This is a genomic window from Ferrimonas sp. YIN67, assembly GCF_057219095.1.
On record NZ_JBXVVJ010000001.1, the window covers coordinates 78,673 to 93,012 of the forward strand.

The 14,340-nt window shown below is 52.3% G+C and carries 6 protein-coding genes; all 6 read right to left on the bottom strand.

What is annotated here, in order from left to right:
• Window positions 1-245: 245 nt before the first annotated feature.
• Entirely contained in the window at window positions 246-2,276 is a 2,031-nt protein-coding gene (locus AC2D8U_RS00280) for an oxidoreductase (RefSeq protein WP_484617031.1), read from the bottom strand.
• Window positions 2,277-2,996: 720 nt separating this feature from the next.
• Entirely contained in the window at window positions 2,997-5,672 is a 2,676-nt protein-coding gene (locus tag AC2D8U_RS00285; RefSeq protein WP_484617032.1) for a TonB-dependent receptor, read from the bottom strand.
• A gap of 1,083 nt (window positions 5,673-6,755) precedes the next feature.
• Window positions 6,756-8,198 carry a sulfatase gene (locus AC2D8U_RS00290; protein WP_484617033.1) on the bottom strand — a complete coding sequence of 481 codons (1,443 nt, stop codon included), beginning with the start codon at window positions 8,196-8,198 and terminating at the stop codon, window positions 6,756-6,758.
• Between the two features lie 197 nt (window positions 8,199-8,395).
• Window positions 8,396-9,862 (bottom strand): sulfatase, encoded by a 1,467-nt coding sequence (locus AC2D8U_RS00295; protein WP_484617034.1) that lies wholly within the window; start codon window positions 9,860-9,862, stop codon window positions 8,396-8,398.
• Window positions 9,863-9,941: 79 nt separating this feature from the next.
• Window positions 9,942-11,480: a sulfatase gene (locus AC2D8U_RS00300; RefSeq protein ID WP_484617035.1), complete on the bottom strand. Its 1,539-nt coding sequence runs from the start codon at window positions 11,478-11,480 to the stop codon at window positions 9,942-9,944.
• A 156-nt stretch (window positions 11,481-11,636) separates the two neighbouring features.
• Entirely contained in the window at window positions 11,637-13,913 is a 2,277-nt protein-coding gene (locus AC2D8U_RS00305) for a glycoside hydrolase family 3 N-terminal domain-containing protein (protein WP_484617036.1), read from the bottom strand.
• Between the last annotated feature and the right edge of the window lie 427 nt (window positions 13,914-14,340).

The window sequence follows — 14,340 nt, forward strand, 5'->3', positions numbered from 1 at the left end:
TGCCCCCATAGGATGGACGAGCAAAGGCGGACCACCTTATTCCATATCAAACGGAACGAGACTCTGTCACAGGCCTAACACCCTGGGAGGCGGCGGGCTCAATATGCACTGGCATTGGTTGCGCCTTGCACTGTCCCGGCAAGCCGAAACCATCCAACCCTTGTCGTCGCGGCTCGGACAGATCCTCAAACAAAAAACCGGTCAGCGAAGCTGACCGGTTTTTCTGTTTTGCAGGAACACTCGGGTTACAGGCTACGCGCCACTTCGTAACCGTCCCAGATCGCCGCCATAATGGTGCGGGCCTGTTGGCTGTCGCCAATGTTGAACACCTCATCGGCATCCAGTTCATTGGCCAGTTCATTGAACAAACCGTTCTCGGCTTGGTAGCCCATCGCCAGGATCACATGATCCACATTCAGCTCAGAGAGCGCCTCGGCATCATCTGCCGGACGCACGGTGATCCCGGTATCGGTAATGGTGTTGAGGAAAGTGCCGGTTTTCACATCCACCTTTTCTGCCACCAACAGCTCTTTAAGCATCTGATAGTTAGCGAAGCAGGTGCCGTGAGGCCCACCAATGATGTCATCGGCCCCCTCGATCAGGGTCACGCTTTTCCCTTTTTGCGCCAACCACAAAGCGGTTTCCGCGCCCACCAGGCCGCCGCCGACCACCACGGCGGTTTCACCTGTGATCAGAGCCGGATCCATCAGGACATCTTCTGCCACGCTAACGTGAGCCTTATCCTGGCCCTTGAGCCAGGTAGGGGCTATCGGCCGAGAACCTGTGGCAAAAATCACACTGTCGGCCTGCTCAGATCGCAGCACCTCCAGGTTTGCCTCGGTATTCATACGCACCTCGACCCCTTTGCGCTCCAGCTCACCCTCGAACCAGGTGATCAGCACCTTGTCATCGTGCTTGAACGGCGCCTGACTGCCGGGGATCACATTCCCCCCAAGGGAAGCGGATCTTTCCATCAGGACCACATTGTGGCCACGTTCGGCGGAGATCCGGGCCACTTCCATACCGGCAACACCACCGCCGACCACGACAACCTTCTTTGCCTTCACCGCCGGGGTGAGGCGGTACTCGGCCTCACGGCCACAGGCGGGGTTCACTGCACAGCTGATGTTACCCACTTCAGCCATGCGGCCGAGGCAGCCCAGGTGACAAGAGAGACAGGGGCGTACTTCGTTGAAGCGGCCACGACGGATCTTGTTTACCACGTCCGGATCAGCCAGCAGCGGGCGCCCCATGGCGATCCCATCGGCGATCCCCCGGTTCACGGCCTCGGCAGCCATGTCCGGATCTTCCATCCGACCGGCCATCAAAACAGGGATATCAACGACTTCAGACACAGCCTGACAGTGAGGGCGATACATACCCGGCTCGAAGTAGTTCGGCGGATGGTTCCAGTACCAGGAGTCGTAAGCGCCGGCATCAACGTTCAATGCATCAAAACCAGCATCTTGCAGATATTTGGCGGCTTTCAGGCCCTCCTCCATGTCACGGCCCACCTCTTCGGCGTTTTCGCCTGGCAGGATCCCCTGACCAAAGCCCTTCATATGGCTCTTGACGGAGTAACGCAGGCTCACCGGGAAGTGCTTGCCACACACCGCCTTGATCCCTTGAACAATCTCTACCGCAAAACGGTACCGGTTTTCGAAGCTGCCGCCGTACTGATCGGTCCGCTGGTTGAAAAACTCCAAGGCGAACTGGTCCAGTAGGTACCCTTCGTGAACCGCGTGGATCTCAACCCCGTCAAAACCGGACTTCTGGGCGATCACCGCACTTTCGATGAACTTACGAATAAAGTACTGCACCTCTTCGGTGGTCATTTCGCGGTGCGTGATCTCCGGATTGAAACGGTTCGGCGCTTGGGACGGTGCGATGGACTTCTCCTCCGGAGAGAAACCCGGCACACAGGAGCGGCCCCAACCTGCGGTCAACTGACAAAAGATCTTGGTACCGTATGCGTGAACGCGCTCGGTCATCTCCTTGGCACTGCGGATGTAGGCGGTGGGATGATAAGAGGGGCAAGGCAGAGATGGCATGGGGAACTGCTCCAGTTCATTCTCGACCATATTCACGCCAGTGACGATCAGGCCAACACCACCGCGAGCACGCGCCGCGTAGTATTCGATGCCACGGGCGTTATAGGCCCCATCAGAGTCCACACAGCCCAGGGTGCCCATAGGCGCCATGGAATAACGGTTCTTTAGCGTCAGTGAGCCGATCTGCATCGGTTCAAACAATACGCGGTGCGACTGCTTCAACATTGCTTTACTCCAGAAAGAGGGTTCGCCTGGCTTAGACGAAGATTCTGAAACCATTAAACCAGTCCCTCAGTGGAATACGCTTTGCCTAACGCGCCAACCGTATAGACGCCTGCGCCACTGTGCACTTCTGTGAAACATCCCAGCTTACCCCGAATTTTCTGCGCCGGTGGGCAAAACCTGAGGTATCCGAGGCGCAATTTCTTACCCTGTGTCGCTTTAAAGTTTGCCCGAAACGGCAAAAGCAGAACATTCTAAGAGTCCCGTCATCTCGGTCGACAAGCGAGCCCCAAAGCCCGATAGGGATCCTGGCACAGACGGTTCGATACTCCCCTTTCTAGGATGCAACCAGACTTGATGACTCGCCGACGCTTTAACACCCCAATCAGTTAGGCAACAATGAAGGGGCATCTGGGATCTCAGGTAAAGCAGCGAACCCGGTCGCCCAGGGCATAGAGGGAGAGGGATGCACCTCGGATCCAGGGACGTATACGACCATCAGGGCAAAAACGCCCCAGAGGGGCGTTTTTAACGGTTGGCTTAAAAAAGCATCCATGTATGCCGAGGGGACAGATTTGACGTTTGAAGCCCCTTGAATGGCGATAGGTCAGCCCGTCAACACTGGCAAAGCCCGCCTCATGCGTTCAACACTCGGGGCGAGCACACCGGATCACAACAACAGCCGGGTTTTGCTCTATATCAATCAACAGCCCGAGCTATCGACTAAATTGCACATCTGAAACTCAAGCTGTATGACTTCCCATTATCACGCACTGCGTACGCGCGGGACTCATTACCGACATATTCAAATGTTTTCTGATCCGTGAGATTTTTTGCGTTAAATGATAACGACATCTGCTTGGTGAAGTCGTAACTTAACGTCAGATCCAACTGGTCATAAGCATCGATAAAGAGTGCCTCTTTAGAAAATGTGATCTTACTAAAGTACTCACTTCGATAGTTCCAGGCCAACCGGGCACCAAACCCACCATGTTCAAAATACACCGTTGCATTGGCCGTATCTTTAGACAGGCCCGGCAGCGACATATATTCACCCGTGCTCTCATTGATCAACTGAGTGTCGCTGTCGTTATAGGTATAATTAACAGCGGTACCAAAACCATTCCAGGGCGATGGCAGCATATGAAACGCCTGCTGAAAACTCACCTCTACGCCGGAAACTGACGCATCATCACCATTGATTGGCTGAGTGATGGCGACGGCCTGCTCCAGACCATCATTTATGTTGACGCCGGGGATCGTACCATCAAAGGTGGCGGGAACGATAAATGAGTCGATATCCTTATAAAAGAAGCCAGCCGATAGCAGTCCTTCACTGTCGAAATACCACTCAGCGCTTAAATCAAACTGATTGGCACGGTAGGGATCAAGACCAGGATTGCCCAACTTGTACTCTTCGTCAGGCCTGATCTCGCGAAAAATGGGTGCGATATCCGCGTGAGTGGGTCGAGACATCACCGACGCCGCGGCGGCGCGAACAATCAACTCCGGATTAAGGCTAAATGCGACATTCAGGCTGGGCAGCAGATCATAGTAATCCGTTTCCACAACGACGGGGGTCGTCTCACCGCTCTTCTTGATCCTATGGGAGTAGGAGGTCACATCGGTTTTGACATAGCGAACGCCGGCGTTACCCCGAGTCGGAATGCCAAACAGGTCGGTATCGAAATTGGCCTGAACATAGGCAGCACCGATTGATTCTTCTATCTGATAGCTGTGATCTTTCCTCTCCTCCTGCTCAACCAGATGACCAAACTCCTTATCGATCTTGTCAAAATCTGGGATATACCAGGCATCCACCGGGGCATTCACCAGCATGCCATCGATCACTTGGTAGTGGCTGTAATCCGACAGAACAATCTGCGAGCCGCCATTGAAGTCCTTCACTTTATCTCGAATATTATCTTTCAAGTTAATATTGGACTTCTCATTGACATTGTAACGGACACCAAACTCAACAGAGCGTAGGAATCCTCCATAGATCTCCCTGGAGAGATCGAGCTGAGCGTATTTCTGGGTATCTTCAACTTCCCAGCTGTTGTAATTCAGTTGCTCAAGGGCCTGGTTTTCCGGTGACATCGCGGCCAGATCATCCGGATCGGTGGGAAGAATGACCTCTGGACGGTAACTGCCGTTAGCCAGATAGTAGCCTAAATTATTAACATGGCTACTGAAGATCGGGTTGATGTCGTCTCGACTACCATTGGCTTTGCTATAGCCAACTTGGGGGGTAAAAGTCCATAACGCACCAAGATTAAACACAGCTGAAAGGTTAACCGCTAGTGTGTCGTCTTCATAAAATCGTTTGAAACCAGTCTGCTCAAAATTGTAACCCTTGTTTTTTTCCGCTTCTTTAGGATTAAAACTGGCGATCTGGGAAATCACGTTGTCACCATCGATAACGATACTGTCGGGATCCACGATCAGACGGTCAATATCTCGAAAGTCCACATCCCAGTTACTGGATAAATAGTCTCTCTCTTGTTTGCTGTAAAACACACCAAAGTTGACATCAATCGTATCCTTTGGGATCCATTGCAACTTTATATCAGCATTGATACGTTCACGCTGATCGGTTCGGTAGCTTGAACGAATGTCTTCGATGCGATAAACCGGGTTCAAAGCGTTCCCTTCGTCATCAAACTCCGTGACATAGGGGGCCTTCTCCTGCAAAGACCAGCCACGACTGCCGAATGCATTGGTTTGAGTAGTACGATCAAAATAGCTCAGTGTTGTCGCAATACCAAAGCGTTCCTCGTCACTCACATGGTTGAGAAAAACGTTAATACCGCCACCAAACTCGTCGGCATTGTTATTGTAATCAGTGTTCACCGACACATTAGCCTTATTACCAACCTCTATCGGCTTACGGGACTTCAGGTTAACCACGCCACCAATAGAGCCTTCGACCATGCTGGCAGTCGGGCTTTTAAAGACCTCGATACCACCTACCATTTCACTGGCAATATTGTTAAGGTTAAAGCTCCGGCTACTGGATTGTCCTGATGATATCGAGGAGCTGTTACCGTTAGCCATTGTCTGTCCGTTTAAGGTCACCTGGCTAAGGCTCGGATCCATTCCACGAATACTAACAAACTCCCCTTCGCCGTCTGCACGGGACATGGAGATACCCACGACGCGGGATAAGGTTTCTGCAATATTATTATCTGGCAACTTGCCGATATCCTCGGCAGAAACACCATCGAGCACTTGATCGGCGAAGCGTTTTGCGTTCATGGAGCGCTTCAGGCTTCCCCGTGTACCCACCACCTTAATGACTTCAATCTTATCCTCGGCTTGCACTTCGTTTATCGATACCTCGGGCTTGCCCTTTGTCTCAAGAGACTCCTCGGCATGCACGCCTGTATTCAGTGCCATTAAAACACTTAAGCACAGCAAACTTTTATTCTGCCCGTTAATCATTGCATTCCCCGCATGTCATTACTAACAGATGCATCCTGCAACACTGACATCTTACTTTAATGTAGTGATGCTTTTAATATTGTCAGCGCTTCAACTGATTGCAGCATACACAAATTTACACATATGAAAAACCCAATCACTCACAGAATCACAACATTAAATTTACCCTGACACAACTTGCGACACAAGATTAAAGATCAATTTTTGCAATAAATCCCAGACTCATGGGGATATGTTAAAATCCAATAATTTCAACATCTTAGCCTTGAGCCGACAACCGCTTGTCGATTTTGGTCTGACGGTAACGATACATATTGCGACAAAATAATGTCGCATATTCCCAATCATCCCGTACATATGATTCTGCACCGATGAAACGCAGAGGTGGACAGCGCCTGACAACCTCAAGAAGGGGTCAAAGACTTTATCCAACCCACTTTTTATGGGGACGATAGCATTGATGGACATTTTCCACTGGCAATAACCCGCCAGGGGGGAGGGGGGATTAAGAGCGAAGTCAGCGCCGAGACGATAGAGGAGTAAAGTCCGACAGATAGGCGATGCCCATCATCATAGCTACAAGTACAACCGACGCATTACCAAATTTGCAAATCGAAATTATTTTCAAGGAAGGATTAACGACCAGAATACGAATTGTCTATTAAGATAATAACCTCGCCAACCTTAAACATCCGATAGCATGTTCTGGCCAGATGACGGGGTGCAAGATGGTAACGTAAAGGAGGGAGAAGTGCCGACTCAGCATGACACTAAGTGGAATTCCTATCAATGCCAATCAGCATTAATCATTCGTTGAGTGAGTGATCGACAACTTTTCCTGCAAAAACCTCTTTATCAGCAAGTAAAAGGCCAACAATGCTTATGCAATATTGGCCAAGAAACTGCCCATCGGTGAATGTAAGCTATGCCCTTGAGTAAGGCGGGGAGATCAAGTCGGCGTCAAGAGTATATAACTGCCCAAACTAGGCACTTAAGCCAATCACTCAACCTGAGACCAAAAAGACTCATGGTTCATTGCTACGACGCGTTATCTTTGAGGCGATGTAGACCCTCGGAATTGGCTCTCAACTTCCCTGCCAACTGAGCCATGACTTCTTTGTACTCAGGAAGGTTTGCAATGTTCCTGGTTTCCCCAGGATCGTTATCAAGATCATACAGATCCACATAGGCGACCTGGCCCTTGCTGGTAAGCCATTCCGTATACCGGAAACGCTGGGTACGCATGGAGTAACCAAATGCCCCTTTACGCTTGTACTGACTGATGGCGATCCCACCGTCCTGCGCCTGTTCATCATTCACCAGGGTCACAAGGTTATCACCCTGCAAACCGCTCAGGCGGGTCAAACCGGCTATATGATTCAGAGTGGGAAAGATATCCAGTAGTTCCACCGGCCTATCATAAGTTTTTGCCGGCAGGCCTGGCGCCTTAATGATCAAAGGCACATGGTTGGCTTGTTCCATCGTCGTATGTTTGCCCCACATACCGTGATCGCCAAGGTGAAAACCGTGATCACCCCATAAAACCACTATGGTATTGTCAGCTTTACCGCTGCGCTCCAACTCGGCCAGCAACTCGCCAACGAGATGGTCGATAAAACTGACCGCCGCATAGTAACCGTGGATCAATTCCCTTTGGTGCGCTTGGGAGAATGCCCCCTGGGGATAGGGCATTAGCGCTCCAGATCCCTCGGGGGTCGGCTTATATCCCCGGATCTCACTGTTATGATGAAGGAGATATTCTTTGTTGGACTGCGAAGGGGCCGCCTGAAAAGGCTCAAGAGGCAGACTCTGCCTGTCATACAGGTCAAAGAACGACTTTGGGGCAACAAAGGGCAGGTGCGGCTTCTTATAACCTACCGCTAGGAAAAATGGCGTTTCATCATCCGCCATTGACCTTAAAAGTTCTATCCCGCGATTATTGATCCCCCCATCCACAAAGCGATCAGGATCAGCATCGACAGACTCCACCGCCAGACGCGCCTTACCTTTGACCCCAGCTGTCGGTGCCTGATAGGCGATGCTCCAGGAGTGGGGGTCGTCTTCATCCCGACTGGTCACATTTCGGGGATCAAACACCTTGCCCGCGGCCGCCGTATGATAGCCGTTCAGTTTAAAATACTGGGGCAAGGTGATCACGTCAGGATTGATATCCCGGATCTTGGTGCTTAAGTCCAAAACACCATTGGATTCGGGACGCAGCCCGGTCATCACACTCATACGTGACGGTCCGCAAACCGGGTACTGGGTGTAGGCTTTCGCAAACACCGTCGCTTCCGAGGCCAGTCTGTCGATGTTCGGCGTGTGGATATGAGTATTGCCATAGCTGCCCAAAACGGGTTTCAGATCATCAACGGCAATAAACAAGACATTGGGTTGCTGGACAACCTGCTCAGCATAACAGCTGCCCGCCATAATCAACGCACTGCTTGCAATGGCTGTCTTAACTAATTGAACCTTCATCTCAAACCCCAAACACCATAAGATAGAAAAATGTTACTTTCTCTTGGACCCGTTCTCTAGCGAGAAATTGTTTAAAACTGCACTAGGACTCGAACGGCCGAAATAGCTGTTGTTAGCTGTTCAACAAACAGGTCTGGCCGTTCAATATCAAAAAGTCACAGCAAACCTAATACAAAGAACAAACGAATAAGACGCGCTTACTTAAGCTCATCAATATGCTGCTGTAACTTCCGGTGCAAGCTATTGACCACCTCGCCGTACTCGGCGCGTTCAGCCACATTGATCAACTCATCCGGATCCTTGTGATGATCGTAAAGCATTCGTGCAGTGACCTCGCCACTCTTATTGCGCCACTCCGTGTAGTAATACTGATCGGTACGAATGCTGTCGGCGTTTTTCCACCTGGGATAGACGGCGTCCTTACCCAGTGCTTCCGGCTCCTTAAGCTGTTTGACAAAGCTTTGCCCCTGCAGATGCGGCGGAGTGTCAAGCTGAGCCAGTTCAACGAGGCTAGGATAGATATCAATGGATTCAATCAGGGCGTCAGAGTGCCGATCACCCGCGATCCAGGGGACCTTAACGATGATGGGGATCTGATTGGCCACGTTAAACGAGGAATGTTTCGCCCATAGCCCATGTTCGCCCAGGCTCCAGCCGTGATCCCCCCACAGTACCACTATGGTGTCGTCATCAAGCTCCAGCTGCGCTAACTTGGCCAGGATCTTACCGACCAGCGCGTCGGAGTAACTGGTCGACGCAAAATAGCCATGGATCAGCTCCCGGGCGGTCTCATCGGGCATGGGAGCACCGTTCTGCGGCATATTAAGATAACTGCGCAACTCCCCCCAGTTGTGCCGGGCCTGTGCCGGCGCATCGACCGCCATCTCGGGGTTTGCCGCCAACTCAATGGTCGAGCTGTCGTACATCTGCCAATATTTTTCAGGGGCATTAAAGGGAAGGTGGGGTTTCTTTAAGCCGACGGCAAGAAAGAAGGGGGTGTCGAGCTCTGCCAGCCTGGTCAGTTCATCCATGGCTCGATGGGCAATTCGGCCGTTGTGATAAGTGCCGTCGTCAACGTCCGCGGACTCATATGCCGGCCCTTTGCCGCCCGACTGTTCGAAGGCACGCTGAGCGGCTTCACTCTGGTAATCCCCCCGTATCTTGAGCGTCTCTTTTCGTGAACGTTTCCCTGTCTGCTTGGCCTCATCCGGGTGCCACGGCAGTTCGCTCCAGCTGTCCAGGCTGTCATCATGGTTATTAAACACCTTGCCTAAACTCAAGGTGTGGTAGCCATGATCCTTAAAATGATGGGGCAGTGAAACCATGCCGGGCGCATCCTCATCCGCACTGTTAAAGGCGACGAAGCGTTCACTGGTGGGCCACAGACCGGTTAACATACTGGCTCGAGACGCTCCGCACACAGGGACACTGCTATAGGCTCGAGTGAATGCCACCCCTTGCTCCGCCAGAGCATCCATATGGGGTGTTAAGGCCACATTCCTGGCATAAGGGCCATACTGCACACGCAGATCATCGATCAGCAGGAACAGTACATTGGGTCTATCGACCACGGGTTGCCGCACGTCACTGTCGTTTGTTGCCAATGCTGGCAGGCAGGCCACGCTGTTTGCCAGCAACCCCGCCACGATATGTTTGAGTCTCATATTGATTCACCACCCCTTCAATTTCCTACGATTCACACCGAGTTATTAACGGCTCACGGCTTAAGTGAGCCGTCTTATCTCAACCCTTGTTTTTCTTATTTTTCTTATCCTTTTTCTCTTTCTTCTTATCTTTGCTGACAGTGTGGGCCTTGATGTCGCTCTTCCAGCTATTCAGCCTCTCCAGCATTTGGTGGGCCTTATCCGGATAGACACTGGCCAGATTGTGCTGTTCACCTATGTCCTCCTTGATGTTGTACAGCTCAACCCTGCCCTCACCCCACCAATCGATGATCTTCCAGTCGCCATCGATCATGGCTGAAGCATTGGTATCGCCGGTTTGACTGGGCCTGGCCGCCGGGGAGTGCCAGAACATGGGGGCGCGCTGATAATCCTCTCCCTCCAGCGCCTTGAGATAACTGAAGCCATCACGGTGATCCTCAGGAGCAAGATCCAGTCCCGCCAACTCAAGAATGGTGGGATAGTGATCCGTCCCGGTTACCTGGACCTCGCTGGTTGAACCGGCAGGGATCTTACCGGGCCATTTGACAATAAGGGGAACCCGCGTTCCGCCGTCGTAGACCCACCCCTTGCCATGACGGTAAGGCGCATTACTGGTTGCCAGTTGCCGCTTGGAGCTGAGACCACGGCTCGATAGACCACCATGATCTGAGGTCAGGATGATGATGGTGTCATCGTCAAGATCCAACTCCTCCAGTTTGTCCTGGAGTCGGCCGACACTCTTGTCGACGCTCTCGACCATCGCCGCGTAATCCGGGTTGTTTTGGATGGTTTTACGCACCCCGGTGGTATCGACCACCACATCCCCATCGCTGGCGGGGCCTCCGTCTGGAATATTGAGCCTGTGCATCTTCTGCTCATATTTGCTGACCAGCTCAGGCTGTCCCTCGATCGGCGTGTGCACGGCATAATGGGCCAGCACCAGAAGAAACGGCTCATCCCTGTTCTGCTCCAGGAAGGTCAGCGCTTCGTCGGTAAGACGATCCGTCAGGTACTCCCCCTCCTCGCCGGTCACCTCGGGGAATCCCTTGTGGTGCCCGGCATGGGCCGCCTTGGTCTCCTTGGTGTAAGGGAAAAAGTAACTTGGCGGCGCGCCCCAGTGACCCGCCATGATGCTGGTATCAAACCCCTGCATCTCGGGCCCGCCGTCGGCTTGGCCCAGGTGCCACTTGCCGATGTAGCCGGTTTGGTAGCCAGCGGATTTTAGATGCTCGGCAAAGGTCACCGCTGGTAGCGGCAGATGGTGTTTACCGTGAGTGGGACCGTTAGGCACCCCGTAGCGGGTCGGATAGCTGCCGCTGAAGATCGCGGCGCGAGATGGCACGCATCGGGCATGGGCGACATAGGCATTGTTAAAACGCATGCCCTGGGCAGCGAGTGCGTCGATGCTGGGGGTTTCGTAAAAGGTACTGCCGTAAGCCGCGATATCCTGGCGGCCGAAGTCATCGACTAATACCATCAGGATATTACTCGGCTTGTTCGGACGTTCTTTCTGATTGAGCGCCACGTCGACGCTATTTTGAACAGCCGCTGAGAATGCAGAGGCCGACAAGCCGTAAAGCACTGCGGCACTGATCACTTTCGCTTTGGGGTTCATCATATCTCCCTCACTCTTCCCGCCAGTTCCCACGCACCCTTTGTAACGGTTTCGGCGGACACATTATCCGGCAGGAAAAAACTAAGATTAAGCTCGTACTCAAGTTGGGCATAAAGCCACCGGCTTCCGGAGTGAAGCGGGTGGCTTAGGCCAATGGGATTAACGGTAATGGATCATGATGGACTCGTCGCCAATCGCCAGCTTGAATTCGCCGGGTTCAACAACCCTGTTCAGTTCCGTGTCGACAAAACTCAATTCCTCGGGCGAGACAGTAAAGCTGACACGCTTACTCTCCCCCTTGGCCAGATCGATCTTCTTAAAGCCTTTCAGCCGTTTTACCGCAGGACTGACGGATGCGTAGATGTCGCTGACATACAGCTCGACGCTGTGTTTGCCATCCCTTGGCCCGGTATTTTTGACCGTCACGGATACGGTGATCTGCTCACCTTCGCTGATGGTCTTATCACTCACCTTGATGTTTGAGTATTCAAACGTGGTGTAGCTCAAACCATGACCAAAGGGCCACTGGGGCTTATAGCCGTTGTAGGTCATTACCGCCGGTGACAGCTGCTGAACATTCGTCAGGTAGACACGATCATAGGTCGAGAAGTCCCCGGTATACTGGGGATAGCTATAAGGCAGGCGCCCATTGGGGTTGTAGTCACCGAACACCACATCGGCAATCGCCTGCGCCCCCATGCTTCCAGGGATGTAGCTTTGCAGTATCCCCTTACTCGCGGGAACGATATCTTTGATGATGCGAGGACGGCCTTCGGCCAGCACAAGGATAACCGGCTTGCCCGTGAGAATGGCCGCCTTGGCAAGCATCATCTGATCCTTCGCCAGGTTGAGATCATCCAGGGCACCGGGCGACTCCGCGTAGGCATTTTCACCCAGGGCCAGAACAATGTAGTCTGCCTGCTGCGCTTTGGCGGCCAATCCCTCGAGGTCGTAATGAGCCATATTGTCAAAGCCGGAGAAGCTGTGGGCGATCACTCGATCATCACCGATCTTCTGCTTGAACGCTTCAAGTATCGTCAGGTTCTCGTCGGGGTAATTGGCCTCCACATCACCCTGCCAGGAGTAGGACCAACTGCCGTTGAGGGGCGCGTGGCTATGCCCGGCCGGCCCGGCCACCAGCACCTTGGCGCTCTTGGGCAGGGGCAGGACGTTATCGGCATTCTTCAACAGGGTGATGGACTCACGGGCAGACTCCAGCGCCAGCGCCGTGTACTCGGGCTTACCGAAGTTATCTGCCGCTTCAGGCTCATGGTAGGGGTTGTCAAACAGACCCAGCTTATACTTGAGCTTGAGGATGATCTCGACGGACTGATCGATCCGCTCTTCCGAGATCTCACCGGCTTTGACCAGATCAACCAGGTGCTCGTAGAAGGAGAAGTCCTTAGGCACCATGCTCATGTCGATCCCGGCCTCGACCGCCATCTTGACCGCCTCACGGGGCGTTTCAGCAACCTTATGCCGAGTGTGGAGGCGGATCACATCCTCCCAGTCGGTAACCACCAGTCCTTCAAAGCCCAACTCGCCACGCAGCACATCGGTCAACAGATGCTTGCTGGCATGGATCGGAACGCCATTGACCGACGCGGAGTTGATCATGATCGAGGAGGAACCGGCATCCACTGCGGCTTTGAATTGCGGCAGGTGCTTCTCCCAGAGAACAATATCGGGAATGTATGCCGGCGTTCTGTCTTTACCATTGGCGGGATCGGAGTAGCCGATGAAATGCTTCATGGTCGAGGCCACCGCCGTGGGGGTCTCTAAGCCATCCTCCTCATAGCCTTGAATCGTGCCGACACCAAACTCCGTGGTGATATGGGTATCCTCACCATAGGTTTCGGAAAAGCGCGACCAGATCGGGTTAACCCCTAGATCAAGCACAGGATCAAAGTTCCAGCGCACGCCGGTGGCACGCAGCTCCTTGGCCGTTGCCTTAGCCGTCAGTTTGGCCAGCTCAACATTTCGAGTCGCGCCCAGACCGATGTTGTGGGGAAACAGGGTGGAGCCCTTGGTGTACGTCACACCGTGAATGGCATCGACCCCATAGATCACCGGAATGTTATTCGGTGTTTTCAGGGCCTCATCCTGTATCTCGGTGATCAGGCCATTCCACTGCTCCACCGTCAAAGCCGTAGCCGTAGAATTTAGGATCGAGCCCACTTTATATTCGTGTATTGCCTTACGAAGCTTATCTTTGTTTATATTTAGCTCATTACCTTTTTCGCGACTGCCTCGGTCAAGAATAACACCCAGAGTGATCTGCGTCATTTGCCCAACTTTTTCCTCGATCGTCATAGCATCGAGAAGGTGTTCAACTTTAAGATCAATTTCTTGGTCATCATGCTGGACAGGTTTGCCATAAGCTAACTGACCTAACATCGACACGGTAATTGCCATTAGAAAAGTTCTTTTTATCATACGTTGACTCCGTCACTAATGTCGCCAGTTATCGTCCTACTGGCTCGCTCTCTTAGACGCCTTCAGAATACTCACAGCATTTATCATGTCAACGCAGCCAAATTGACCAAATAAGTGAATCATTAACACCTGTATCAAGCTGTATTAATTGCATCAAAACTCACGTAAGCAAGGTGTATCAGGCAAAGACAAACATGGTCTCAAAAAGATAATTCAGTGGTTCTCAAAGTACACTTCAAACACTCTAAATCTCCCGTCGCCGTATCTTATAGGAGGTATCCTTTGGTGCCGTGCCCTGCACCTCATCGTGAAACACGATATTGCTGCTGGAACAACAAGCATTGGCAGTGTAACTGTCGTTTAATCCAACTCCTTTTGCGTGTTCACAGATGTATCAAAAAGCGGGCAAGAGAGCATCGGTTTGTAC

Excerpts from the sequence above, each read along its gene's own strand:
- AC2D8U_RS00280 (WP_484617031.1), bottom strand. The coding sequence starts at position 2,276 with ATGTTGAAGCAGTCGCACCGCGTATTGTTTGAACCGATGCAGATCGGC.
- AC2D8U_RS00295 (WP_484617034.1), bottom strand. The coding sequence starts at position 9,862 with ATGAGACTCAAACATATCGTGGCGGGGTTGCTGGCAAACAGCGTGGCC.
- AC2D8U_RS00290 (WP_484617033.1), bottom strand. The coding sequence starts at position 8,198 with ATGAAGGTTCAATTAGTTAAGACAGCCATTGCAAGCAGTGCGTTGATT.
- AC2D8U_RS00285 (WP_484617032.1), bottom strand. The coding sequence starts at position 5,672 with ATGGCACTGAATACAGGCGTGCATGCCGAGGAGTCTCTTGAGACAAAG.
- AC2D8U_RS00300 (WP_484617035.1), bottom strand. The coding sequence starts at position 11,480 with ATGATGAACCCCAAAGCGAAAGTGATCAGTGCCGCAGTGCTTTACGGC.
- AC2D8U_RS00305 (WP_484617036.1), bottom strand. The coding sequence starts at position 13,913 with ATGATAAAAAGAACTTTTCTAATGGCAATTACCGTGTCGATGTTAGGT.